This is a genomic window from Aeromonas simiae (genome assembly GCF_014892695.1).
Lineage (GTDB): Bacteria > Pseudomonadota > Gammaproteobacteria > Enterobacterales > Aeromonadaceae > Aeromonas > Aeromonas simiae.
In genome coordinates this window covers 2,242,633-2,269,033 of the sequence record NZ_CP040449.1, presented here as the reverse complement: position 1 = coordinate 2,269,033, position 26,401 = coordinate 2,242,633, and the positions used below count along the sequence as shown (strand labels likewise).

Annotated in this window: 19 protein-coding genes, 1 tRNA gene and 2 pseudogenes; 9 read left to right on the top strand and 13 right to left on the bottom strand. The window is 55.3% G+C overall.

Features of this window, described 5'->3' with window-relative positions:
• Positions 1–2: 2 nt before the first annotated feature.
• From pglX (FE240_RS10725) to brxL, 8 genes are all read left to right on the top strand, one after another.
• A complete protein-coding gene (gene pglX, locus FE240_RS10725; protein ID WP_190283727.1) occupies positions 3–1,934 on the top strand; it encodes a BREX-1 system adenine-specific DNA-methyltransferase PglX in 1,932 nt (643 codons plus the stop codon).
• Positions 1,931–3,298 carry an SIR2 family protein gene (locus tag FE240_RS10720; protein ID WP_193000840.1) on the top strand — a complete coding sequence of 456 codons (1,368 nt, stop codon included), beginning with the start codon at positions 1,931–1,933 and terminating at the stop codon, positions 3,296–3,298. Before pglX (FE240_RS10725) ends, FE240_RS10720 begins: the two co-directional genes overlap by 4 nt.
• Positions 3,295–5,418 (top strand): ATP-binding protein, encoded by a 2,124-nt coding sequence (locus FE240_RS10715; RefSeq protein ID WP_193000838.1) that lies wholly within the window; start codon positions 3,295–3,297, stop codon positions 5,416–5,418. The genes FE240_RS10720 and FE240_RS10715 overlap by 4 nt, the downstream gene beginning before the upstream one ends.
• Complete coding sequence (pglX, locus tag FE240_RS10710) at positions 5,415–7,202, top strand: BREX-1 system adenine-specific DNA-methyltransferase PglX (protein ID WP_193000836.1); 1,788 nt, start codon at positions 5,415–5,417, stop codon at positions 7,200–7,202. The genes FE240_RS10715 and pglX (FE240_RS10710) overlap by 4 nt, the downstream gene beginning before the upstream one ends.
• Positions 7,203–7,357: 155 nt before the next feature.
• Positions 7,358–8,068 carry a DUF3944 domain-containing protein gene (locus tag FE240_RS10705; protein WP_193000834.1) on the top strand — a complete coding sequence of 237 codons (711 nt, stop codon included), beginning with the start codon at positions 7,358–7,360 and terminating at the stop codon, positions 8,066–8,068.
• Positions 8,069–8,092: 24 nt separating this feature from the next.
• On the top strand, positions 8,093–9,043 hold the full coding sequence (locus FE240_RS10700; RefSeq protein ID WP_193000832.1) for a hypothetical protein: 951 nt from the start codon (positions 8,093–8,095) through the stop codon (positions 9,041–9,043).
• Positions 9,044–9,260: 217 nt separating this feature from the next.
• Positions 9,261–11,921, top strand: a complete 2,661-nt coding sequence (gene pglZ, locus FE240_RS10695) for a BREX-1 system phosphatase PglZ type A (protein WP_193000830.1) — start codon at positions 9,261–9,263, stop codon at positions 11,919–11,921.
• A 99-nt stretch (positions 11,922–12,020) separates the two neighbouring features.
• Positions 12,021–14,264 carry a protease Lon-related BREX system protein BrxL gene (gene brxL, locus FE240_RS10690; RefSeq protein WP_226798790.1) on the top strand — a complete coding sequence of 748 codons (2,244 nt, stop codon included), beginning with the start codon at positions 12,021–12,023 and terminating at the stop codon, positions 14,262–14,264.
• Positions 14,265–14,342: 78 nt separating this feature from the next.
• Here brxL and FE240_RS10685 read toward each other — a convergent pair whose 3' ends face one another.
• The 3 genes and pseudogenes from FE240_RS10685 to FE240_RS10675 form a co-directional block, all read right to left on the bottom strand.
• Positions 14,343–14,687 (bottom strand): type IV toxin-antitoxin system YeeU family antitoxin, encoded by a 345-nt coding sequence (locus tag FE240_RS10685; RefSeq protein ID WP_193000828.1) that lies wholly within the window; start codon positions 14,685–14,687, stop codon positions 14,343–14,345.
• Positions 14,688–14,785: 98 nt separating this feature from the next.
• Positions 14,786–15,283, bottom strand: a pseudogene (radC, locus tag FE240_RS10680) (RadC family protein).
• A 369-nt stretch (positions 15,284–15,652) separates the two neighbouring features.
• Positions 15,653–15,871: pseudogene (locus tag FE240_RS10675) on the bottom strand (DUF2787 family protein); the annotation flags it as partial.
• A gap of 93 nt (positions 15,872–15,964) precedes the next feature.
• On the opposite strand from FE240_RS10675, the gene FE240_RS10670 reads away from it, so the two are divergent.
• A protein-coding gene (locus FE240_RS10670) for an IS3 family transposase (protein ID WP_102948393.1) occupies positions 15,965–17,169 on the top strand; the annotation gives its coding sequence in 2 pieces (ribosomal slippage) (positions 15,965–16,283 and positions 16,283–17,169; 1,206 coding nt in all).
• Between the two features lie 28 nt (positions 17,170–17,197).
• Here FE240_RS10670 and FE240_RS10665 read toward each other — a convergent pair.
• The 10 genes from FE240_RS10665 to ribA all read right to left on the bottom strand — a co-directional run bounded on the left by FE240_RS10665 (position 17,198) and on the right by ribA (position 26,193).
• A complete protein-coding gene (locus FE240_RS10665; protein ID WP_193000826.1) occupies positions 17,198–17,416 on the bottom strand; it encodes a DUF2787 family protein in 219 nt (72 codons plus the stop codon).
• A gap of 53 nt (positions 17,417–17,469) precedes the next feature.
• On the bottom strand, positions 17,470–18,048 hold the full coding sequence (locus tag FE240_RS10660; protein WP_193000824.1) for a lecithin retinol acyltransferase family protein: 579 nt from the start codon (positions 18,046–18,048) through the stop codon (positions 17,470–17,472).
• An 85-nt stretch (positions 18,049–18,133) separates the two neighbouring features.
• Positions 18,134–20,458 (bottom strand): hypothetical protein, encoded by a 2,325-nt coding sequence (locus FE240_RS10655; protein WP_193000822.1) that lies wholly within the window; start codon positions 20,456–20,458, stop codon positions 18,134–18,136.
• Between the two features lie 55 nt (positions 20,459–20,513).
• Entirely contained in the window at positions 20,514–21,062 is a 549-nt protein-coding gene (locus tag FE240_RS10650) for a recombinase family protein (RefSeq protein WP_043851123.1), read from the bottom strand.
• Positions 21,063–21,326: 264 nt separating this feature from the next.
• Positions 21,327–22,286 (bottom strand): recombination directionality factor, encoded by a 960-nt coding sequence (locus FE240_RS10645; protein WP_193000820.1) that lies wholly within the window; start codon positions 22,284–22,286, stop codon positions 21,327–21,329.
• Complete coding sequence (locus tag FE240_RS10640; RefSeq protein ID WP_193000818.1) at positions 22,283–23,272, bottom strand: YqaJ viral recombinase family nuclease; 990 nt, start codon at positions 23,270–23,272, stop codon at positions 22,283–22,285. The genes FE240_RS10645 and FE240_RS10640 overlap by 4 nt, the downstream gene beginning before the upstream one ends.
• Before the next feature lie 67 nt (positions 23,273–23,339).
• Complete coding sequence (locus FE240_RS10635; RefSeq protein WP_193000816.1) at positions 23,340–24,317, bottom strand: DUF932 domain-containing protein; 978 nt, start codon at positions 24,315–24,317, stop codon at positions 23,340–23,342.
• A 255-nt stretch (positions 24,318–24,572) separates the two neighbouring features.
• Positions 24,573–24,648 (bottom strand) — tRNA-Thr (locus tag FE240_RS10630).
• A gap of 88 nt (positions 24,649–24,736) precedes the next feature.
• Positions 24,737–25,477, bottom strand: a complete 741-nt coding sequence (locus FE240_RS10625) for a phosphatase (protein ID WP_193000814.1) — start codon at positions 25,475–25,477, stop codon at positions 24,737–24,739.
• A gap of 122 nt (positions 25,478–25,599) precedes the next feature.
• Complete coding sequence (gene ribA, locus FE240_RS10620; RefSeq protein WP_193000812.1) at positions 25,600–26,193, bottom strand: GTP cyclohydrolase II; 594 nt, start codon at positions 26,191–26,193, stop codon at positions 25,600–25,602.
• Positions 26,194–26,401: the final 208 nt, after the last annotated feature.

Sequence of the window (26,401 nt, the reverse complement as noted above, 5' to 3'; positions counted from 1 at the left end):
AAATGAATACCAACAACCTGAAAAAAGTCGCCCCACGGGCTCGAACCGCTTTTATTGCCGCCATCAAGGCTCGCGCCGCCGAATTTGGTATCACCGCCAAGGGACATGTCGAGTATCAACTCAGCGGTGAAGTGTTGCAGGTCGCAGGTTTCACCCACCCGGCACGCATCGCCCCGGCTCTCAAACGCCTGCAACAGCGGCTTGAACACGAAGGCTTCGAGAACCTGATGGAGCAGATGGCCTACACCTGGTTTAACCGCTTCTGTGCTATTCGCTTTATGGAGCTAAAAAGCGACGAGGGCTATCTCGAACACGGCGTGCGCCTGGTCTCCCATCCGAGCCAGGCACAGGGTTTCGAGGTGCTGGACCGTGCCCCAGAGGTGATCGACTCCCTGATAGGCGAGGGGGTGGAGCTCAATAAGGCGGTGCTGCTCGACCTGCTGCTGGCGGGTAACGAGCAGGAGGCTCTGTTCCGTGAGCTGTTGCTCGGCCAGTGCCACCGCCTGCATCAGGCCATGCCCTTCTTGTTTGAAGCCATCGATGATGAGACCGAACTGCTGCTGCCAAGCGGCCTCACCCGCACCGATGCCTTCTGGCGCGAGTTGGTCGATGGGATCCCGGAAGCAGACTGGCAACAGGTGGAGGTGATCGGCTGGCTCTATCAGTTCTATATCAGCGAGAAGAAGGACGAAGTGATCGGCAAGGTGGTCAAATCGGAGGATATTCCCGCCGCTACACAGCTCTTTACCCCCAACTGGATCGTGCAGTATCTGGTGCAAAACTCGGTGGGTCGCTACTGGCTGCAAACCTATCCTGATTCGGCGTTGCCTCGTGCCATGCCTTACTTTGTTTTCCCTGGTGAGCAACCTATCGAAGTTCAGGATGAATATGCTCGTTTCACGCCTGATAGTATCGAGCCCGAATCGATCAAGGTACTCGACCCGGCCTGTGGCTCCGGCCATATTCTGGTGGAAGCCTACAACCTGCTCTATCGCATCTACGAGGAGCGCGGCTATCGCAGTCGCGAGATCCCCGAACTTATTCTCAAGCACAACCTGTTTGGCCTCGATATCGACGACCGCGCCGCCCAACTGGCGGGGTTCGCCCTGCTGATGCGGGCCCGTCAGGATGATCGTCGTCTGTTCACTCGTGATCTCACCCTGCATATTCACGCCCTGCAGGAGAGCCGCCACCTCAATATTCCTAAGCTTTGGCAGGCGCTAAACCTCAATGCCGACTGGGATCGTGGTCAGGTACAAGATATGTTTGCCGTGGCTCCCGCCACCCTCGCCGCTAATGACCCGCGCTTGAGCCTGCTTAACGACCTGCACCGCAGTTTCTTGGCTGCCAAAACCTTGGGGTCGCTTATCGAAGTACCCGCCGAGCAGGTGCAGGCCATCGACGATCTCTATGCCACCTTGCAAACTTTGAGTATCAGCGGTGATGCGATGCAAAAGCCCGCCGCCAAGGAATTGCTACCGCTGTTGGCACAAGCTGCGGTACTGGCTCGTCGTTACGATGCGGTGATTGCCAACCCGCCCTATATGGGCAGCAAGGGGATGAACGGAGATCTGAAAGAGTTTGCCAAAAAGCAGTTCCCAAACAGCAAATCGGATCTGTTCGCCATCTTTATCGAACGCAATCTCGACTTGACCACCGCAGCAGGCGTGGTCGCCATGATCACCATGCAAAGCTGGATGTTCCTCTCCTCTTACGAGGCGCTGCGAGCCCGTATTCTGGGTCAACACACCATCTTGGGCATGGCGCACTTGGGCGCACGTGCTTTTGACAGTATTGGCGGTGAGGTGGTATCGACCACCGCCTTTGTGCTGGCCCGGCCTCATCTACCCACCTATCAGGGGGCTTATTTCAGGCTGGTGGATGGGAACTCGGAAGCCGAAAAAGCGGCGATGTTTAAAGAGGCGTTGGCATGAGCGGGACACCTAAAAATTACATCAAAGTTCGCGATGATAAGCGACCGATAGAGTTTGTAACCGACGAAAACGGATTCAAACTGAGTGAGGGGCAGGAGACATCTTGGGTAAGCGGTGACACTTTTACCCAAAAGGAGCTTCGTTCCCGTATCGAGCCTTGGCTGACCTCACTGTTCCAGTCAGAACACCTTTCGCTGTTGGCGGGTTCTGGGCTGACGCATGCCGTGCATTATCTTGCTGCAGGAAAGGGCGCTGCCGGTATGGGGGCGCTGACATTGAGCAACCATCATACCGCTATCACTCAAGCCGCAGAGAAAGCTGCGGATGCTGCCGGGCGAGAGAAAGGTAACCTGGAAGATCAACTGCGCGTCGCCAACGAGTTGTTGCGTGGTTTGGAGATCATGCAGGACAGCAAGGCTGATGCTCTGCGAAGCGAACTTGAAGGTGGCATGAAGACATTCGCACACTCAATTCTGCAGAGCGAATCAGGCATTGCTACAGCAGAAGAAGCCAAGCGCGAGCAGGCCTTCAATACCTTGGTAACATTCCTGATGAGCTTCGCCAGCCGCACCGGGGTACGCGACCGTCTCAATATCTTTACCACTAACTACGATCGATTGATTGAGGCGGGGGCCGAACTGGCTGGACTGCACCTGCTGGACCGATTCTTGGGCAACCTGATGCCGATTTTCCGCTCCTCTCGACTCGATCTGGATATGCATTACAACCCGCCTGGTATTCGAGGAGAGCCGCGTTATCTGGAGGGCGTAGCACGCTATACCAAGTTGCATGGTTCGGTGGACTGGGTGCAGACAGGCAAGGACATTCGCCGCATCGGCCTGCCGTTTGGAGCCGAGAAGGTTACTCCTTACATACAGGCACCGGGCCTTGATGGAGTAACTGCCAATAAGTTGATGATTTATCCGAATGCAGCCAAAGACCGTGAAACCGCCGATTACCCCTATGTAGAGCTGTTTCGCGATCTGGCTGCTGCCGTGTGTCGCCCTAACAGCACCTTGGTGACCTATGGCTACAGCTTTGGCGATGAGCATATCAACCGCGTGATCCGCGACATGCTGACCATCCCTTCAACCCATCTGGTCGTTATTTCTTACGACGATCCGCTTGGGCGCATCATGAAAACCTATGAAGATATGGGCAGACCCTCGCAAATCAGCCTGTTGATTGGCCCGGCATTGGCTGATCTGGCGATACTGACCGAAAGCTACCTGCCCAAAGCCGCCATCGATAAGACCACCTTCCGCATGAGCGAGCTGCTCAAACAGCGTTGGGGCACATCACAGACCGAAGATAAAAAACCACCGGAGAGTGTGACGCTATCAGCTGGAGGGCTACCGGAATGAGACTCTCCCCATTGGCGTATGCCGACTCTTTGCGTATTGGCACCATCGACTTCGTCTCGCCAGACGAAATCAAGGTGCTGATCGATATCGAAGCTCCCGATGGTGTGGCGCTCAATACCGGTACACCACGCCCGTTCCCGCGCATCAACGGCTATGTACTGATCCCCAGCGATGAGGGATATCTGGTAGCCCAAGTGGAATGGATCACCATCGAGCGTTCCCAGTACCCCAAACGTAAAGGGATGCAGGATTTTGGTCTGGTAGATTTGCCCTATCCCCTACGCAAGATGAGCTTGAACCCGCTGGGCGTATTGGCTTACGAGGGGAGGGATAAGAACGATGAAGACTCTTATCGCTTCCGGCGTGGCGTAGAGAGCTATCCTACGGTCGGTGAAGCGGTGTTGTTACCGACCCCAAGCCAGCTGCGGGCCATCGTCGAGTCGGGTGACAACCGTCGTATCAAGATTGGCACCAGCCCACTCGCAGCTAATGCCGAGGTGAGAATTGACCCCGATCGCCTGTTTGGCCGCCATTTAGCCGTATTGGGTAACACAGGTAGTGGTAAATCCTGCTCGGTGGCCGGGCTTATTCGCTGGTCCATGGATGAAGCCCGCAAAGCTCGTGGCGGTGAAGACCCCAATGCCCGTTTTATTGTGCTCGATCCCAACGGCGAATACGCCAACACCTTCCGCGATATGAGTAAGGTGCGGGTGTTTGCCGTCGAGCCCTCCGAAGGCATTGAGCAACTGCAAGTCCCCCTCTGGTTCTGGAACAGTGCCGAATGGAGTGCGTTTACTCAAGCCAGCGCTAAGGCGCAGCGGCCGACCCTAGTACAGGCATTGAGAGCGGTTCGTGACGGGGCGTTATCTTCAGTTGCCACACCCAGCCATGAGATGCGTCGTTATCTTAGGACTCTCGTTTCTGCCATTCAGATTGAAAAAAATACAGGTAATCCTTGGAAGGGGGCTGGGCCCGCAAAGGGTTTCCGTGATCGATTGATCAAATGGAAAGAAGGTTTGGTGGATAGTGCCGCTTTTCATCAGACAGAAAGTGATGCAATTACAGGGTTGATTCAACACATCACCCAGCTCTTGAGCTCACATCAAGGTGATTGGCCAGCGATATTTACCTTGCAAGAAATCAGTACGCTATTTAATCAGTTGAGCCTGACGCACTCTGTGTTTGGTGGCAGCGACACCGACATCTTGCCCATCGATGCAGACGTACCGCGCCCGTTTACCGGCGATCAGTTGCTACGAAGCGTCGAAGCCACGGCGGAACTACTCAGTGTGTCCGAGTATGTCGAGACCATGCTAATGCGTATCCGTACCATCTTATCTGACAGTCGCATGAAGGTTGTCTCAGGCGATGCCAATGGACTGACACTGGATGAGTGGCTGCGCGACTATATCGGTGACAATCAAGCCTCCAACGGCTCAGTGACTATTATCGATCTCTCGCTAGTTCCTGCCGAAGTGGTGCATATCATCACCGCCGTGATTGCGCGGATGACGCTCGAATCTTTGCAGCGCTATCGAAAATTAAACCACGGTAAAACGTTGCCCACCGTGCTGGTGATGGAAGAGGCGCACACCTTTATCAAGCGCTATCACGACGACGCGGAAAACCAGAACTCGGCCGCCATCTGTTGTCAGGTATTTGAGAAGATCGCCCGTGAAGGTCGTAAGTTTGGGCTCGGTTTGGTGCTCTCCTCGCAGCGTCCCAGTGAGCTCTCGCCGACCGTGCTCTCCCAATGCAACAGCTATCTGCTGCACCGCATCAGCAACGATCGCGATCAAGAGTTGGTACACAAGCTGGTGCCTGACAACCTGCGCGGCTTGCTGCGAGATCTCCCCTCACTGCCTTCCCGCCACGCGATTCTACTCGGTTGGGCATCCGAACTGCCGGTCTTGGTCCAGATGAATGCTCTGCCTGAAAAACACAGACCAAAATCGGATGATCCTGATTTCTGGGCAGTTTGGTCAGGCGAAGGGCTGGCTATCGACGAACAGGGTGAGCCGCAAGAGCGCGCCGTTAATTGGAAAACCGTTGCGGATGATTGGCAGCAAAACAGCGGTGAAGTTGAACAACCAGATTTGCATCAAGGGGAAGCAGAATGAGCCAGCAAGATAATAAAGAGATGGCTAAACACTTTTACCGTGCTTCAGCAGCGGATTTTGGAAAGATTCCAGGTAGCCCGATTGCATATTGGGTTAGTAATAAGATTAGAACCATTTTTGCTGAAGAAAATAGCATCTCACAACGCATTGATGCTAGACAAGGTCTCGGTACAGGAGCTGATTCAGTATATTTTCGTTTTTTCTGGGAGGTGAGTTTTTCAACGATGGCCATTGGCTTTCCCTCTGCAAATGAAGTTTGGAAAAATAAAAATCTTAAATGGATTCCTTTGAATAAAGGCGGTTCGTTTAGAAAGTGGTCTGGAAATCGTGATTTTGTTATAGCTTTTGATGAAGTATCTAGAAATAAGCTTAAAGAAATTGGCAACCACTTGCCATCAGAAGATAGATACTTTAAGTCTTTTGTCTCATGGTCAGACATTACATCTGCGACCAATTCGTTTCGATATTTTGAACAGGGTTATCTGTTCTCAAATACGGGGCATTGCGCATTCCCTAAAGATGAGTTTGAAAGTTTTCTATTGTTAGCCTATTGCAATAATCGCTTTGTCGATAAAATGACGAAGATATTAAATCCAACAATTCACTTTCATGTTGGATACTTCAACTTACTTCCTTATCCAACACGGTTGTTTGAAAGAAGTGAACGTTTGGTATCAATGGTTAGGCAACTAGTTGAATTTGCGTCTAATGATTGGATTTCTTACGAAAATACTTGGGATTTTCGATCCTCGCCATTGCTCGTCTTAGACAATACAGAGAAAAATCTTAGATCAGCGTTTCAAAAATGTTGTAAGCACTGGTTGGATACCACCCTCGAAATGCAGCGCCTCGAAGAGGAAAACAACCGCCTGTTTATCGACGCCTATGGCTTGCAGGATGAACTGACACCCGAGGTGCCGTTATCCGAAATCACCCTGACCTGTAACCCGCACTATCGCTATGGCGGCAATCTAACTGATGAAGAGCGGGAAGCCAGACTGCAATCGGACACCCTCGCCGAGCTGATTTCCTATGCCATCGGTTGCATGATGGGCCGCTATTCGCTGGATCGTGAAGGCTTGGTGTACGCCCATGCCGGCAACGAAGGCTTTAAAGCGCTGGTGGAGGAGGGGGCCTACGCCACCTTTGCCGCCGATGAGGATGGCATCCTGCCGCTCACTTCAGATAACTGGTTCCCCGACGATGTGGCGGCGCGATTCGAGGCGTTTATCCGCACCGTCTGGGGCGCTGAAACCTTGGAAGAGAACCTGCAATTTATCGCCGATAGCCTCTGCCTTGCTGCCATCAAACCGGTGAAAAAAGGGGGCGAGACGGCCCGCGAGACCATCCGCCGCTATCTCTCGACCCAGTTCTTCAAAGACCACCTGAAGACCTACAAGAAGCGCCCCATCTACTGGCTGTTTAGTTCAGGCAAAGAGAAGGCCTTTGAGTGTCTGGTCTATCTGCACCGCTACAACGAAGCCACCCTGCCACGGATGCGCACCGAATATGTGACTCCGCTGCTCGGCCAGATGGCCGGCCGCATCGATCGCCTGCGACTGCAACAGGCCGAAGCAGGTACGGCGGAGGCCAAGCGCATCGGTAAGGAGATCGACACGTTGTCCAAGCAACTGACCGAGTTGCGTGCCTTTGACGATGAGCTGAAGCACCACGCCGATATGCGCATCCGCCTGGATCTCGATGACGGCGTCAAGGTCAACTACGGCAAATTCGGCACCCTGCTCAGCGATGTGAAAGCTATCACCGGCGATAAGGGCGAGTGATCGACCTATCGTCCATGAAATCAAGGCGAGAGCTGCCGCTTGTGCGGCAGCTCTCATTTTGCTTATTGCCGTTCAAGGTAGAGGGTTATCCCTTGGACTTGACTGGTGAGAGCGTAGTATTTTATTGATATTTATCATGAATCGGTGGCGTGAATATGGATATTAATATTGCAAGCAGATATTACAAGTACAGAGAAGATGAAGATCTGGCATTTATTGCTCACTGCACCCATGAGCAACTCGCGCCACTGGTTAGTTATTTGACTATTGATCGTGATGGCAAGCCAAGATTGGCTGAAACCTTGACCAATAACCCCGAATTTAAAGCAAACAAGCATGATTTTTCTCGGGCATGGCAAGCCATCTGCACTGAACTGCAAACATATGGCAACTCGACAGCATTAAATATCGTGACCAGAAAGGGGGCTGCGTATAAGGATATTGTGCAGTTCACTGCAAAATCCGTTGGCTGCGCGATAGACAAGCAGAGTGATGTGCAGACCCTCGAGCAGGCGATAGTAGCCAAAGTGCTGGAGTTGCAGATGGATAAGATGACGCAGGCTGAACGGGAAGCGTTTATTAAAACCATGAAGAATGACTATCAAGTGAATAATGTCGATCCTTTAAAGTGGACGGTCAGGGATTTTAGTGTGATATCGGGCGTACTAGCGGGGGCATTCGGTGGGGCTGCTGCGGCTGGAGCTATGCTGCTGCCAAGAGCATTATTATTTTCTAGTCCACTTGGGCTAGTTGGCGGATTATTCAGTGCTGTGGTTGAGGGGCCAGCACTGCGAGTCACCTTGCCCTGTGTGATCCATATCACCATGTTGCGTGAATTCCATCGCCACGGTAACCCATTTAAATAATGTTGACAACACAAGGAGATTGTGATGCTTGAAGAGACGATCAAAGTCATTATGGTGCCAGATTGGGATAAGGTTGACCCTGAAATTATTAAGTTGATCAAAACTGGCCATATGCATCTTCGGGAAGGTGTTGTCTATTGGGCCAAGGGTAAAAAATTATCAGAAGGGGCGGGAAGTATTGTAAAACACCTCCCATTTAAGGAAATGACGGTAGATGTCAGCCAGGGCGTTAATGTCGAGCAGTTGATGAAAGCAACCGCCGCCATGCAGAAAAGCATCGGCCTAGCGGTCGGATTATCAACCGGAATTATTCTCGCTGCAATAGTGATTCAAACCGCCTATCTCTCTCAAAAGCTCAATAAAATCCAGGCGTCGATAGACAAAATTGCTGTTGAAATTCAAACTCAAAATCAGCTCTTTTATCTTGAAAAACTTTCATCGTATATGGGTAGCATTATGGCGGCCCATGAAATGTTGGCTGTTTCAAAAGATAGCGAGGCATACCCTGAGGTGATTGCACCATTATTGGCAACACTTGCTCAGCAAAGAAATGAATTGTGTACATTCTTGATGAACCTGATTGGCTGGATCGATCACAGTAAAGCAATCGAGAATAAAATTACCGATGAACATGCTGCATTGATTGTTGATTTTGTGACAAGCGTATTGGACGTCATGCCGAAATCAATATATGTGGAGTCTGCTCTTTATACCATTCTTGGTAAATATCATCATGCAGATGCACTTGTTGAATCGGCAGCAATAAAATACAAATCTGTTTTGAACTCTTATCGACTTTGGGCAAGTGATGGTTATGATAAGTGGTTGGTAGGGCAAGGCAGTCGTAGCAGTCATCTGCTGGTTAATAAATTTCCTGACATTAAAAACTTGTTACACTCTATTGAAAATCAGCTGCTGTTGGGTGATAGCCAGCAATTATGCAAACAGCAACTGGAGTGTTTTGTGACACCGTAACATAGCACGGGATTGTCAGATGTTATCAAGAGGACAGGTAGCTGACCTGTCTTCTCTACTTCCTAGCCGAGTCCACTGGTTGCGCTTGACAAAGCGGACTATACGATGAACTCAGATCCTACGCTATACGGATTGCTCCATGAACTCTAAGAGCATTTCGATTACCATACGGTTTTGTTGTAAATCGGAGCCTAACGGCTTGTCGTGACGGATTTTTATGGATATCACTCAGCTCCAAACCGGGCTAAACAAGAAATTCGAACAGAGCCGGATCGTCTTTTGGCATGATCCCGAGCAGAGCTTTACAGCACAGCTGGCAGAGCTTGCCGATCCCCAGGCCGGTTTGACCCGCGAAGGCCAGCCTGTGGTGGTGCTCAACATGTCACAGCACTCCCAATTACAGGTGAGAAGGCGCATAGAACTCGATGAGCCTACCACGCCATTTCTGCTCTACTGGCCAAGCCTTGAGCCTGCAGCAGCCAAAGATTGGCTGCTCGATATGCGTCGCTATAGCGTCACCTTCTACGCCGATGCGGCCTCGATCCTGCTCAACGAGTTGGGGCTCGCCAATATGTCGCTGCGCGACTACATCGCATCCCGTCACAGCTTTTTTGCCAGCAAAGAGCGCACTGTCGCGCTCAAGCGTCGGCTGGATGGTCGCAGTGGCATAGAAGATGAGTTGTCGCTCGATCTCAAGATGATGAGCGTGTTGCTCGGTTGCCACGCCCAACTCGCTGACTTGATAAAGGCCTTGGGCGAACGTTTGCTGGATGAGGTTGATAGCGACAGCGATGGCGTTACTGCCACGGCATTAGCTCCTTTGGAACAACATGGTTTGTTGCCCAGTTTTTGGCAGTTGATGGCCCGCGATTATGGCTACCAGGTGGCGGAGGAGACAGAACCTTCGTTGCGTGAACTGGTGCGCAAGCTATTTGTCAGCGAGTGTTATGAACAACTCGATGCCGCCGGTGTTGCCGGTCGCCCCGCCTGGTTGCAGTCACAGTTGCTGGCTACGCCGACCGGACGTGCCAATGCCATGGCGTTGTTGGCCAGTTGGCGTGATTCTACCCAGTACAGCGGTCAGTTTGCCGCTCTTTCGGCCAAAGTGGCCGCACAACTTGAGCTTCATTCCCGCCTCGCCAGTCTGGCTACCCAGGATATCTGGCTGTGGGCCGAGGTAAGTGGCTTTGAGGCTGTCGAACAGGCGTTGATCCGTGAGCTGGTGAGTGGATTGATGAGCGGCGATTTGGCATTAGGCCGGGTCGAGTTTAGTCAGCTTATTTCCCGTCGTCGGCAAGGTTTTTGGGTAAGCACCGATCCCAAATATGCCCATCTCTATCAGGCGCTACAACAGGCCGAGATCCTGTTGGAACTGCGCCGCGCTTACCCGGACGGTTTTCATTATCCCACTGCTCAGGCGATGTACCTCGCTTATGAGGCCGAGTTGTTCCTGTTTGATGCGGCCTATCGTCTCTTCAACGAGGCGCTGTTGCACTTACAGGAGCAATCGGTCGAGGTGTTGGCGGCCTTGGCTGACAAGATTGAGGATCTGTACGTCAACTGGTATCTCTACCAGCTCGGTTTAGCGTGGGATGGCTTGCTTGCCAAAGAGCAGCAAATGGCCCGTTGGGAGATGGGGATCCCGGCTCAATCACGCTTCTACGAGACAGTGATTAAGCAGCGCCTGAGCCAGGCCGGTGTGAAGCGGCAGTTTGTGATCATCAGCGATGCCTTGCGCTATGAAGTTGCCCATGAGTTGCAAGGTGAGATCAATGAAGGCAAGCGTTTCTCGGCGCAGCTGAAAAGCCAGTTGGGGGTGTTGCCAAGTTACACTCAGCTCGGGATGGCGGCCCTGTTACCCCATCAGCAGCTGGATTATGCGCAAGGGAACTCCACCGTGTTGGTGGATGGCCAGAGCAGCGCAGGGCTGGACAATCGCAGCGCCATTCTGGCCAAGGTGGGTGGGATCGCCATCTCTGCCAAGGCGCTAAAAGGCTGGACTCGGGCCCAGGCCAATGAGGCCATTGGTGATGCGCGGGTGATCTATATCTACCACGATATTATCGATGCGATAGGTGACAAGCTGGCGACCGAGCAGCAGACCTTTATGGCGGTACGTCAGGCCATCGAGGAGCTCAATGGCTTGGTCAGTCGAGTCATCAACGGATTTGGGGTGACTCGGGTGGTGATCACCGCCGATCATGGCTTCCTGTTCCAGCGGGTTGCGCCGGAAGTCGCGGTAAAATCCCAGCTAACACATGAGCCAACCGGAACGCTTGAGGCCAAGAAGCGTTACCTGATAGGCCGCAATCTGCCCACCAATGACGATGTATGGCATGGCCGGATCGGTGATACTACCAAAGGCCAATCCGATGTGGCCTTCTGGTTGCCCAAGGGGGTGAGTCGCTTCCATTTTGTCGGCGGTGCTAGATTCGTTCATGGTGGGGCCATGTTGCAGGAGGTCTGCGTGCCACTGCTTGAGGTGCAGGAATTGCGCGGCAAGAAGCAGGCGCAGCATGAGAAGACGAAGGTTAACATTGTGCCTGTGTATCAACCCATCAAGCTGGTCAATGCCATCGACAAGATCCGTTTCCTGCAAACCGATGCGGTGGATGAGCGCCATAAGCCACGGACGTTGCGCTTTGTGGTCGTCGATAGTACCGGGCAGTCGGTATCGGCCCTCGAAAAGTTAACCTTTGATGCGACCTCCGGTAGTCTGGAACAACGTCAGCAGGATGTGCGCTTGAAGCTCACCGGTACGGATTTTGACCGTAAGGCGCAGTATCAGCTGCTGCTGCAAGATGATGAAGATGGCATTGAGCTGGCCCGTTATCCGGTAACCATCGATCTGGCCATCCAGAATGATTTCGGTTTTTGATCTCGGGCAATGAGAGTCACTCAGATGCACTCACGCTTGTGTTCACGTTAAGCCAATAGACGTGGGGCCCTGACAGGTTTGTGCCCCGGAGTAACCCTGATGTCACATCATGATCGTCCCTCCACCGAGGGAGAGTTTTTAGGAAAAGAGACGCCGCAAGGGCAGGCGGCGTCGGTAACACATATCACGAACAATGTGGTGATCCAGCAGATGGATGTGTATCCCGGTGATAGCGGATACAGCGCTGACCATGGGGAGCAGGAGCAATACGGCGTTCAGGCTAGTCTGAGCCCAGAGGATGAGTTGGCTCAGCATGTCAGCCTGGATCTGGATGCCCGTTTGAACCGCTACTTCAAGGGAAAGGTGGTTCGCAAGGATTTGACCAAACAGCTCAAGGAAGGGGCGAACGTCCCTGTCTATGTGCTGGAATACCTGCTCGGCATGTATTGTGCCTCCGATGATGATGAGGTCGTGCGGGAGGGGCTGGAGAACGTCAAAAAAATCCTGGCCGAGAACTACGTGCGTCCCGATGAGGCAGAGAAGGTCAAGTCGCTGATCCGTGAACGCGGCAGTTTCAAAGTGATCGACAAGGTGGGAGTCAAACTTAACCAGAAGAAAGATGTTTACGAGGCGCAGCTCTCCAACCTCGGCATCAAGGATGCGGTTATCCCGGCCAATATCGTCAAGCAAAACGAGAAACTGCTCACTGGCGGGATCTGGTGCATCATCACTCTCAATTACTTCTATGAAGAGGGGCAGAAGATCTCGCCCTTCTCCATTTTCACCCTGAAGCCGATCCAGATGCCCTCCATGGACATGGAGGAGTTGTTTGCGGCTCGTGCTCATTTCAATACCGATCAGTGGCTGGATGTGTTGATCCGCTCCATCGGCATGGAGCCGACCAACTTGCAGCAACGGGTTAAGTGGCATCTGTTGACTCGGATGATCCCCTTCGTCGAGAACAACTACAACGTCTGTGAGTTGGGGCCACGCGGCACTGGTAAGAGCCATGTTTACAAAGAGTGCTCGCCCAACTCCCTGCTGGTATCGGGTGGCCAGACGACAGTGGCTAACCTGTTTTACAACATGAGTTCGCGTCAGGTTGGTCTGGTGGGAATGTGGGATGTGGTGGCCTTTGATGAGGTGGCGGGGATCACCTTCAAGGATAAAGACGGCGTACAGATCATGAAGGATTACATGGCTTCGGGATCCTTCTCCCGTGGTCGTGATTCAATCGAGGCAAAAGCCTCCATGGTGTTTGTCGGCAACATCAACCAGAGTGTCGAGACCCTGGTCAAGACCAGCCATCTGCTGGCGCCGTTCCCTGAAGCGATGATCGATACGGCCTTCTTTGATCGCTTCCATGCCTATATTCCCGGCTGGGACATCCCCAAGATGAGGCCGGAGTTTTTCACCAATAGCTATGGTCTGATCACCGATTATCTTGCCGAGTATATGCGCGAGATGCGTAAGCGCAGTTTCTCCGACGCCATCGATCGTTACTTCAAGCTGGGCAATAACCTGAATCAGCGCGATGTGATCGCGGTACGTCGTACCGTTTCAGGTCTGCTCAAGTTGCTGCATCCGCACGGGGTATTCGACAAGGAAGATGTGCGCCGTTGTTTGACTTATGCCCTAGAGCTGCGTCGTCGCATCAAAGAGCAGTTGAAGAAGCTCGGTGGCATGGAGTTTTTTGATGTGCATTTCAGCTACCTCGATAACCAGACACTCGAAGAGTTCTTCGTCAATGTGCCAGAGCAAGGTGGCAGCCAGCTGATCCCGGAGGGGTTAGGCAAGCCCGGTGTGGTTCACATGGTCACCAAAGGAGGGGCCGGGCAATTGGGTCTCTATCGTTTCGAAACCCAGATGACGCCCGGCAACGGCAAGCATTCGACCTCTGGGCTGGGTTCCAATACGCCAGCGAAGGAGGCGATCCGGGTCGGTTTCGATTACTTCAAAGGAAATCTGAATCGGATCAGCGCAACGGCCAAGTTCTCCGAGCATGAGTACCATCTGCATGTGGTCGAGCTACATAACTCAGGCCCCAGCACCAAAACCAGTCTGGCTGCCTTGGTCGCATTCTGTTCCATCTTGATAGGCAAGCCGGTGCAGGAACAGATGGTCGTGTTGGGAGACATGACCTTGGGGGGCGTTGTTAATCCGGTCGAAGATTTGGCGGGGAGCTTGCAGCTGGCCATGGACAGTGGCGGAAAACGGGTATTGCTGCCCATGGCATCGGCATCCGACATACCGACAGTGCCAGCTGAGATTTTCTCCAAGTTTCAGATCAGCTTCTATGCCGATCCAGTGGATGCCGTTTACAAGGCATTAGGGGTTCAGTAGAGAGCCAAAAAAAGAAGTCTTGGGCAAAGGGTGAGCATGTGGTTCACCCTTTGCCAGCGTTACGCCGCCGTGCCGATTTTACGCCTCTGTTGTTTGAACATTGCCGCTTTCTTGCCGGTAGACATCCAGATAGAGGTAACCATAGCTGGCCCTTGGATTGGCCAGGCAGACCCAATCCCCCTGCCTCAACGTCACCAATTTATCTTGGTCACTCAGCAGCTCCCCTTGTTGAAAGAGTTTGCTAAGGCGCTCAATAAACCCCGGTAAAACGGTGTCGATGTCGGTGATCCACTGCTCGTCGGCCTCGCCATAGACGCCGCTGCGATCCCAGAGTAGGGAGACTCCGTTTCGTTCGACAATGGCCCGTGCGCCAAAACGGGGTTGAACCTGGGTATGTAATCCCCAACTGCCTATCGTGCTCATGTTCTTTACTCCAATTGATGTTCGGTCGTCATACAGGTCACCGCTGGACCCTGGTTTATCACCCGTGTCCCAAGCGGACCTCTTGACTGGCGTAACCGTTACAAATGCCCACGCTCTGCCAGCGACACCACGCCCTCCGCCCCCACCACCAGATGATCCAGCGTGCGGATATCGACCAGCGCTAGGGCGCTTTGCAGTCGCTGAGTGATCTCGATATCTGCACGGCTGGGTTCTGGGTAACCTGAGGGATGGTTGTGGACCAGCATCAGCGCGGCGGCATTGTGGTGCAGCGCCCGCTTGACCACGTCGCGGGGGTAGACGGTCGCAGCGGAGAGGGTGCCGAGAAACAGCTCCTAGTAGGCCAAGATCCGGTGCTGGTTATCGAGGAACAGTGCGGCGAACACTTCGCGATCCCGCGTTTGCAGCAGCCCTTGTAGCGCTTGGTGGGCCAGATGCTTGTCGGTGAGGGCTACGCCTTTGGCGAGCTTCTGGCTGGCCAACGCCTGGGCGATGGTGAGCAAGTCGTCGTCGGTGACTAAGTCGGTCACCCGATAGGTGCCGGGTTGCTCCCCGGCGGTGAGTTTCTGATGCAACATGATTGATCCTCCAAAGCGTTCGCCCCACTGGCCGATGGGCCGGTGGGGTGTATTTTTTTGCGATAAAGGTGTGGTGATTGCGGTGGGTGGGTCAGTGGGGGCCTGGGCCAGTCCTTGCGGTGTCAGGTTGTGCAACGGGAGGTGGTAACTGGTGGCCAGCAGGTTCCCGATGCCATAAAGCCACTCCAGTTCCGGGTGATCGCACAGCCATTCGGCCAGTGCGTCGCCTCGTTCGGTCTGGTAGCGTAGGTAGAGGGGGTAGCCATCGACCCGTAGGCCGTAGTCCCGCACCACCTGAATGTGCCCGCCACTGTCGTGAACCCCTCCAGCTCAAGGGCAAGCGGTAATTCGTGAGTCATCACACACCTCCTAATCTCCGCTGACAGTGACGCTGAAGCATTTCAGCCCGCAGTAGGCGATGAAGTTGCGCTGCCACAGCTCGAACAGCTCTCGCGCTTCTGCCAGTCGCAGCGGCCCCCAGCCCTGCATAAAGTGCTCGCCGTCGAGGAAGTTGAAATCGAGTTCCTTACACAGCCCCGCATCCTGGCCAAGTCCCTGGTAACTGAAATCGGTCACGTAGTCGAACAGCCTAGATTGGCCCCTTGAAGATCCAGACACTTCGCCCCTCTTAACTTAAGAGGTAGTCTTGGAGCTATGTTCAGTACTAGTCACAACGAGAAGATGGTCGAAGTGTTAACAGGGGCCGAGCGCCGTCGACGCCGGACTCCACAAGAAAAGATCGCCATCGTGCAGCAGACCTTTGAGCCCGGGATGACCGTCTCTCATGTTGCTCGCTTGCACGACGTCAACGCAAACCAGCTTTTCAAATGGCGTAAGCAATTCCAAGAAGGGTCTCTCACGGCGATCACCGCCGGTGAGGATGTTGTTCCTGCTTCCGAGTTGGCTGCTGCCATCAAGCAGATCCGAGAGCTTCAGCGTCTGCTCGGGAAGAAGACCATGGAGAACGAGATCCTCAAAGAAGCCGTGGAGTATGGTCGAGCAAAAAAATGGATTGCGCATGCGCCCTTGTTGCCGGGGGACGACGATTAAGTGCTGTGAGCCAGGCTCTTAATGTATCGCGTGCGCAGCTATCCGTTCGTGTTCATCGAAAACCGGGTTGGCAAGATGGTCGTCATCATCGCCAGCGTGATGATGCAGCCTTACTTGGCCGTATCATGGAGGCGATGGCAGAGCTTCCCTCCTATGGCTATCGCCGGGTCTGGGCGCTGTTACGGCGTCAGTCTGAGGCAACAGAACAACCTGTGGTAAACGCTAAGCGGGTATATCGCGTCATGCGCGAACATGGCTTGCTGCTGGAAAGAAAACCAGCTGCACCATTGGCCCAGCAGGCACATAAGGGGCGTGTTGCCGTCAAGGAGAGCAATCGACGGTGGTGCTCAGATGGCTTCGAGTTTCGCTGCGATAACGGTGAAAAACTACGTGTCACGTTCGCCATGGATTGCTGCGATAGGGAAGCGTTGGACTGGGCGGCCAGTACTGGGGGTTACGATAGTGACACTGTGCAAGATGTCATGCTGAGGTCTGTCGAACATCGCTTTGGGGATTCGTTGCCGGCATCACCGGTGGAGTGGCTGACTGATAATGGCTCGGCGTATCGAGCCCATGAGACCCGCGCGTTTGCACGAGAAATCGGGTTGGAGCCCAGAACGACAGCAGTGAGAAGCCCACAGAGTAACGGTATAGCGGAGAGCTTCGTGAAGACGATGAAGCGAGACTATATCGAGATGATGCCAAAACCGGATAGCCGAACAGCGGTAGGCAATTTGGCTATCGCGTTTGAGCATTATAACGAGCACCACCCGCACAGCGCCTTGGGATACCGTTCACCACGGGAATTTCTGCGCAGTCGGGTATCACAACCCTAAGCGGGAAAAAGTGTCTGGACCTATGGGGTCAAATCCACAGCCAGTCATCGAGACCACACACTAGGCGGATCTCGACCGGGTGAACGCCGCCTTGTTCGGCGCTATAACCGGGGTTGCGGAAGTTGAAGGTGAGCTGGGTGCAGCGACTCAGGTCGAGGTTGGTACGCTCTACTTCCTGGCTGAGCAGGATCAGCAGCGCCTGACTAACGGGCAGGTTGATGCCGTCTCGGTTGAAGATAATGGTCATGGGATTGCTCCTTGCGTGGTGATTAAGGGGTTAGAGCGATGAATGAAGGGGGGTTAGTCGTCGGTGAGCCATTTGAACAACCGGTGTGTGCCATAGGCGACCGCAACGCCCACGGCCAGCGGTGCCCATGCCGGTGCGCTGACGGCGGTGACAGACAAGATGGTGCCGCTGGTCGCCGGAGCGCTGGCCAAGCTGACTGAGGCCCCCATCAAGCCGCTGGTGATGGCCTGACTACCTTGGCTGGATTTGAGCAACTGGCTGCCGGTGGCCGCGAGGGCGGTGGTAGCGTAATTCACCTGGGGTGAGCTGTGCCGGTCCTCAATGCACCACAGTACGAAGTGCTCGCAGTTGTTAAAGAGCAGGTGATAGTCCTGCTCACCCAAGCGGGAGAACGCCCGAGCCACGCATTCTTCTGGGCTGAATGGACAGCTTGGGTGAGAGACCACCTGCAGCGACTGCTCGCCGTGAAAATCATCGAGCACGCTCAGGACGATCTGGCCCGTTTGGCCATCGTTGGCAAACGGTCCCTGGTAGTGGATCACCTGCCCGTCTCCGACATAAAGGCCGTGGTGGCTGTAGCCGAGGCGCTGGACGGAGAGGTGGTCGCCGAGGTTGAGAGGGGGCATGGTCATAGCGGTTCCTTATGAACTGAAAATGAAAAAGGGCGTCACCATGTGGTGACGCCCTGTGGGATTTATGTTGTCGAACGAGTGAGGCTTACTGTTTGGTGAAGGTGAGCTGGGTACGCTCGAATGGGGCCTCCCGGTAGATGTTGGCGCCATCGGCAAAGAATTGCAGCTCTGCCTGGAAGGTTGTGCCGTTGAACGGTGTGGTCACGCGCAACAGATATTGCTGCGCCACATCGACACCATCGCAGACCACGCTCACTACCATGTCCCCGCCAACCGGTGCGAACAGCAATTCCTGACGCACGGTGGCGGGGTCGCCGCCACAGATACCCTGGCTGATACCCGCCTCACGGCTGGCCTTGAAGCTCAGCGGCGCGGTGCCAAACAGCAGTTCGGCGAACTCTTGGCCATCTGGGCTGGTATCGCTGCTCTGCACGCTCCAGCGCAGCGGCGAGCTGAAGAGCCCTTCTGCTAAAGTGGGCGTGCTGATGGCATTACCGCCATCAACCGCCGTGGTCTGCGTGGCGCTGGGCAAGCCGTTGGATTGCACGAGCTTGACGGTTGCCTTCAGTTCCAACGCGTCACCTTGCATGACCTGGTGTGGCAGTGGCCAGACATCGGCAAGGTCGGCAACGGGGGTGTAGTGATGGGTGGCAGTCAGGGTCTGGCTGGCACTATCAAACTGCCAGTCCTGAGTCATAAACGGCGTGCTATTGCCCGCGTATTTCAAGAACAATGGCTTGGTCAGCCCATCAGGCTGCTGTACATCCAACTGGTAGAAGCGATTAGCGAGGGTGAAGCCATTCGCCTGCTTCTGGTGATCCTGCTCCAGATAGGCCCCGGCCAGCGAGCGCCAGCGGGTCGGGTTGTAGTTTTGCAGCTCGACCTTGCCAAAGCCGGGGATGCTGCTGTCGAGTTCGGTCGCCGCGCACCCGCCACAAATCGGCTGGGCCAATTTGATGGCGCTGTCACCGGTATGGCTCAGCTTGTCATCGCGGGTGAGGTTGAAGGGAGACTGACCCAACGCTGGGGCGTTGATGGTCAGAGCCTGGTTATCCAGTTGGTTCACAAACTGCGTATCCCCTTGCACAGTGACAACGCTGGTGCGGGTTTCGTAGCTGCTGGGGGGGGCATTGGGATTGATGGGGTCTTCCCCTCTGAGCCAGAAGGTCAGGGCGCGGTGCTGTGTCCATGCGCCCTGGCTGTCGAGGTTCTCCTGGTCATCGCTTTGCAGGACATTGCCTACACACTGGTCGAGCGCCGTCAGGCTTGGATTGGCTTGCCAGCGGGCGAACTCGGCCTGGATGTCGAAGCCTTCGCAATAACTATCCTCAGGCAACGGGGCCGTGTCATGGGGAACGGGCGTGCCCTCGTTGGTGAACTCCGTGGTGTGGTAGCTGTAGAGACCATTCGCATCCTGACTGAAGGTGCCGCTGCGGATACTCTCGCCTTTGACGGTGGCATTGCCGCTCTCGTCGTAGGTCCAGTCCCAAGCGGAGTGCAGGTTATAATGCTTGCTGTCCCAGTTCTTGTGCTCCTCGTCGATAAAGCGGCGCAGTGGCTGCTGGGCATCGTAGCCTCCCTGCTCATCGAGCAGCCAGCGGGTGCTCTCGGTACGGGTCGTCTCGATGGCCTCAACCCGTTTGGTGTAGACAACCTCTTGCAGGCGGATTAGCTGCCAGATGTCCTGATTGCGGTTGTACTCGCGCAGATTGCGAATGCTGACCGTGACCGATTGCCATCCTTGCGGGTTGTTGGTGGCAAGGGCCGCCGCCAGCTTGGCTTGCAGGGTGCTTGCCTCAACGAGTTGCTGCTCTTTGGTGGCTGCCTCTTCAGCCAGGGCCGCACTGTGTTCGTCACCCGCCGCCAGATAGTCGCCAAACAGCTTCTGTTCGCTGGCCTCCTGCGTCGTCAGCCCCAGCTCGCTGGCAATCAGTTGTTTCTCCTTGGTGGCGATGCTGGATTGATACTGGGTCTTGCGCTCCCCAGGGGCGGTGCTGGTGACCAGTTGGTGGGTATAGGGGCTGACCACAAACTCGGCACCGTCAACGTAACCGAACAGGGTTGGGGTAGCGGCGGCCCGAGCAGCAGCCTTCAGCGAGGTGGCAGGAGCAGCAAGAATAGCCCATGCCTGACGGGCGTCGGCTTGCTGCGTTTCTGGCAGGGTGAAGCTGAAACGCCCCTGACTGTCGGTGGTGGTCTGCGGTTCGCCGTTGTCACATTGCTGGTTGGCGTTGAGGTCCAGGCAGGCGGCTTGCCCAGCCAGATAGTCGCCGGAGAGGGCGCGACCGGTTAGGGTGATATCGGCAGGAGCGCCATTGCCGCCATTATCACTACTGCTGTTGTCGCTGCCACCGCCGCAAGCACTGAGGACCAACGCGGCGATTAACGAGAGATGATGATGTTTTTTCATTATTTTTCTTCCTTGTGTTGAATACGAATCCGATGCGCCGGGAGATACCCCGGCATTATTTTTCTGTTGTCCTGAGGATGCGTTGCACGCTGGAAATGCTGATCCCCGTCTGCCTCGCGATCTCGGCCCTGGGTAACCCGCGCTTGGCTAGCGCCAGCACCTCGCGCCCCTTTGCCATCGCGGTGGGCTTGCGGCCCTTGTAGGCCCCACGCCGTTTGGCGAGCTCAATCCCCTCGGCTTGGCGTTCCAGCATCAACTCCCGCTCGAAGGTGGCGATGGCGCCGATCATGGTCAGCATCAACTTGCCGGTCGGGGTTGAGGTGTCGACGCCTAGGTTCAAGATGCGCAGGGCCACTTGTCGCTGTTGCAGGTACTCCGAAATTTCCAACAGGTGGCGAGTGTTGCGTGCCAGGCGATCCAGCTTGGTCACCATCACCACATCCCCCTCATTCACACAATCCAGCAGCAGGGCGAGCTGGGGCCGGTCATCGCTGGCGCCGCTCACCTTCTCCTGGAAAATCTTGCTGCACTCGGCCAGCGCTTGAAGCTGGGTATCCAGGCTCTGGCCTACCGTGCTCACGCGTGCATAACCTACCAGTGCCATGTTCTCCTCCCGGTCAATAGGGCAAGGTACACTGACACCCCTGGTCAAAAGCCTCAAAGAGACCTTATTGACCTGAAATGGGTGGGGAATAGCTGAAAAAGGTGCCTATTTCGTGAGGGGCAATAGGGCTTGATCTATTGACCCCAAACCAGTGATGGGAATACGCGACGGGCCGTTTTGTGACAGACGTCCCGTCGTGAGGTCGCAGCCGAACGCATCGCTACGAATTGATTTGAAAGGATTTAACGGTCGGTAGTACCGAGTTCAGGCATGGGGTGACGAAGGGTCAGCACCGCTGCCTAGCTTGTTGGTCAAGGGGGAGGGGCGAGGGCGGGAGCGTGCTGGCGTCGTTACTACCGCTGTTGCCATCGGCGGTGAGACTGATGATGCCTCGCCCGCCTCTGGCTCGGGATAGAACTCCTCCAGCAGCATCGGCACCTCTTCATCGATATCCTCAAATTGGCCATTGCGCAGCAGGTCGCGAGCGGCCTGCTCCATCTGGTCGATGGCGAGCCCCGCCTCTTGGTCTCGCCGGGCGGCCTCCTGTGCTTGCCTGACTGCCTCAGTCAGGTTGGTTTCTTCCCGCAAGGTCAAATCCACGTAGTAGACCGGTGTGCGGTACGACTGGGTGGTGCTCTTGGCCCGCAGCCGCAACGTGAGCGGCAGATAGCGGGTCAGACCGCCACTGACTGCCTCCAGGTACTTGAGCCGTGCCGCCAGGGTGCGTACCGAGTTGTAGCCGGTGGTGCGGAAGATAAAGCTGCCCAGCTCATCCCCTTGCCCCTCCACAAACAGGTTCAGTCGCCCGTACAGCTTGCAGCCCTGTTGCCCTGCAAAGGCGCAGCGCTCTGGTCCAGGGCAGCTGACCTCCTCCATGCCTTGCGCCCCCACACGTCTTGCCACCTCCCCATTCCCGACACAGAGCGGCCTGCCGGTTTGCCGGTCAAACGCACTGTATTCCGCCCGCAGGTTCAGGTCGCTGTCGTTGAACAGCACTCGCACCGGAATGGCGCGGATCTTGGTTTGTTCCTGACCTTGGCCACTCTTTTGCGATGAGTAGTGTTGATGCAGGGGATGGAGCAACCATCCCCCCTTTTGCTGTATCTGGGTGGTGAGGGTGAAGCTGTCATCCTTCTCCGGTACCCACTTATCCTGTTTTTGCACCAGCTTGCCGATGCAGATCCGCCCGATCACGGGCGGGGTGATCGCCAGTCCTTTGATCATGGTGTTTGCCTCAAGGGTTGAATGGTGAAACGGCGTACGCCGGGTACCGGTTTGACGTAACGGGTGAGCAGGTCAGGATGATCCTGACCGAGCTTATCCAGATCCGGTGCCAGGCGGTCTTTGCTGCGCTTCCAGGTGATCTTGCCATCGGCAAACAACCCGGCTGTCGCTTCACCCAAGGTGGCTTGCAGCCGCTGTTTGAGTTGTGACTCCTGCTGCTCGACGGCTTCCTTTTGCTGACGCAATCGCAGTAGCTCGCCAAACAGCTGGTTGAACTCGGGAGAATCGGAAAGATCCACCGTCTGACCATCGTCACGCGGAAACAGCCAGCTCAGGGCATTGGCGGCATCACTGGAGCCGTCAGGCTCAGGCTGCTGATCTTGTTGCACCATCTGCCAGAACTGCGCTTCCCGCTCGGTGAGATCTTGGATCTTCTCCTCATCACGTTCGATGCGGTAAATCCGAAAATCCTGGCCGCCGATGAGCACTGCCACCTCAGCCCAGGCATGGCCGGTAACAGCCAGCTGATGCAGTACCTGACACTGGTAAGCCACCGGCACTCCTTCCTCCCACTGGGGAGCGCTGTGATAGCTGGCAGTTTTGATCTCCAGAATGCCAGGCCCATCGGGGTGGCCGACTACCTCCCGATCGAGGTTGGCGAGCATGAAGGGATGCTCGGGGTGTTGCAGCACAGCATTGACCTGGCGCACCTTGTAGCCAGTGCGTTTGGCATAGACCTGCGCCAAGACCGGCTCCAGCTCAATGCCCCACAGTACCGCTTCCTTGTGGGAGATATCTTCCGGCTCCTTGCGACCGGTCTTCTCTAACCACAGGCTGAGCGGGCATTTGTAAGGGGAGAGTCCCACTGCCACGGCGGCATCGGAGGAACCAATGCCGAGTTTGCGGATAGCGAGCCACTGCTCGCGGGTTAATTGGGTAGTGGAGGCCAGCCGCAGGGCTTGGCCATATTTGGCTTTTGCTTTCATGACGACTCCTTGTTGACGGCATAAATGGCGACGCCCGGATTGGCTTGCGCCAATCCGGGTGAGGTCGTTATGCGGTTTGAATGAGTAAGCGGAATGACTGCAGCAGAGTGAGTGCTTGGCTCAGGGCTTGGGATTTGAGTTGAGCGCCCTGACCAAACCAGGCGGAATCGAGCCGGTGATCTTGGCTGCGAGCACGGCGATGATGGTCCACGTATTCTGTGACCGCATTGACCAGTCCCCAGGCGGTATTGCGGGAGCTGGCAAGCTCTGAGCCCATACCCGCGCCCTGATAGAGCTCATGCAGGCGTTGTACCGGCTTGGTGAGGATGATGCTCTCCTCATCGAGCGGTTGCGCCAACAGGTCGCTGAAAAAGCGTAGCGCCTCTTCGGGGGCGACTGGCCGTTGTGCCAATTCCTTAGTCTGTGCCTTGAACTCATCCCAATGAGAGAGCCCCAGCCCGAGCGACTCTTTGACGGTCGCCGCATCGAACTGAGTGGAGTGGGGCACCTTGATGGCACCGGTAGCACCGCGCAGTGTCATCTGCAGGGTGTTGTTGCATACCACCCGCAGCGAGGTGAACTGCGCCGTGGTGCAGAGTGTGCCGTCGCAGCTGGTCGCCAACAGCAGATAGGGCTTTACCAAGTCATTGCCTTTGAGTTTTAGATCCTGGCCGGTCTTAGCCAGTGCCCACAGCTTGCGACCACCTTTGAGCGAGCCTGCTGTTTCCAGCTCAAAGCCACCGGCTTCCACCAAGTCTTGATAGAAGTGCAGCACCTCGTGAGGCTGTACCACGTTGTAGCGGCTTGAGACCACCGACAGGGGGGCGAGGGTATCGGAGCGATAAAGCACCTTGCTGTCGCTGTAGGGGCGAATATGCAACGCATCGGAGGCGACGTTAAACATCACGTCGCTCTGCTCGATGGTCCAATTCATCCCGGCTGCCTGCAGCCAGATATCGAGAGATTGTTGCGGGGGCAAGACATTGCCAAGGCCATGCCAAGGGGTTTGGCCGGTGTAGGCCATCGTATCGATAAGGTGAGCCATGGGAGATCTCCAATGAAAAAGGGACTGCTCTGTGCAGTCCCTTGGGTAGGTTCATGGAAATAACATATATCTGTAAAATAATGTAATGAGACGTATTCAGTACTTGAAACAAGGGGAAGTGTATTTTGGACGTAGCCGGATCAGAAAGTGAAGGACAGGAGGGTAATGAAGAACAAAAGCGGGGTATGGGGAGGGGTATAGAGCTAAAAAGCACAAAGACTTAGTATCATCACAATGCTAAGTCTTTGTTTTGTTTGGTGCCGGTAATAGGAGTCGAACCTACGACCTTCGCATTACGAATGCGCTGCTCTACCAACTGAGCTATACCGGCGTGGTTCCCGATCATAGGAAAAAACCATTCTCAGTCAATGGCTTGTTCTAAAAAATTTACCTTGGTAGCTAGATCGCCTGATTTTTATTCAGCGAAAAATATCAAATTCAGCAATGCGGGGATGGCCGCGGCGCTCCAGAAAACCGAGCAGGCTCTCCGGGCTGGTAGCCAGCAGGCGCTCGCGGGGGAAGCGAGCGGCGTCCACCAGAGCGTGGCAGTGTTCGAAGTCCCCCAGGGTAAAGGCGACGTGAGAATCAGAGCCAAAGGCGAGCCAGGCACCGAGATCGCGCGCCGCCTCGACGATGGCGCGGCAGTTGGCTTCGCTGCCCTTGCGTGAGTGGGCGAAGGAGGAGTTGTTGATCTCAAGGGCGACCTGGTGCTCGGCGGCGGCCCTGACGACGGCGTCGATATCGATGGGGAAGGCGGGGTTACCTGGGTGGCTGATGATATCGACCTTGCCACTGCGGATGGTGTTGATCATGGCCCGGGTGTGACTCTCTCTGTCGCGAGGGGGGAAGACGGGCTCGTGGAAGCCGGCCAGCACGATGTCGAGCTCTTGCAAGTGGGGATCGCCGAAGTCGATCTCGCCCTGTTCGTTTTTGATGTTGGCCTCGATGCCACGCAGGATCCCCACCCCATCAACCACGCGTGGTAACACCCTGAGGTTCACAAAGTGCCAGTAGTGGGGGGCATCGGCCATGGCCGGCCCGTGATCCGTGGTGGCAAACAAGGTGATCCCTTTGGCCTTGGCAACCGGCAGATAGTCGTGGATGGTGCTGTAGGCGTGGGTGCTGGCGACGGTGTGGGTATGGGTATCGACACGGTACATGAGGGCCTCCTCTCTCTTGGCGAGGGGCTGCTCACACCCCGTTACGACTGGTCTTGGCGGTGGACCTGCGAGTGGACGCCGGAAGGCTTGTTATGGTGTCGGCCTTCCGGCAATCAGAGCGTTTACTTCTTGAGCATGTGGTCCAGCTTGCTGGCCTTGGTGTTGAGGTAGAACTCGTTGTAGGGGTTGCGTCCCTCTTGCAGCGGTACTCGCTCAGCCACGGGAATGCCGTAGGATTCCATTGCCTTGACCTTGCGCGGGTTGTTGGTCATCAGCTTGAGGGATTTGACTTCCAGCAACTTGAGCATGTCGGCGCAGATGGTGTAGTCGCGCATGTCGGCGGCAAAGCCGAGCGCAACGTTGGCCTCAACGGTATCGGCGCCTTGATCTTGCAGGTGATAGGCACGGATCTTGTTCAAAAGGCCAATGCCACGCCCTTCCTGGCGAACATAAAGCAAGACACCGCGGCCTGCTTTGGCAATGTTTTGCAAGGCGGCTTGCAGTTGGAAACCACAATCGCAGCGCAGGCTGAACAGGGCATCACCAGTCAGGCATTCAGAGTGAATGCGGCCAAGCACGGGCTCATCGCCCTTGATATCGCCCATGACCAGGGCGACGTGATCCTTGCCACTGCCGGCTTCTTGGAAACCGACCATGGTAAAGACCCCCCAGGGGGTGGGAAGTTTGGATTGCGCGACCAAGGTTACGCTACTCACGTGTGGCTCCTTTACTGCTGCCAAATTCGAGTGAAGGGGTGCAGTTTAACGCGGGCATTGAGGATGAGCTACCACAACAAAGCCATGAAAAAACTCGGGTCTTGTCGTTGCGATGGCTAAAAAGGAGGCGACTGAGCCGCTGATGATGCAATCGGTTCTCCCTCGGGCGACGGTTTCCGATATAATCCCGCTCCATGATCACCTGCCG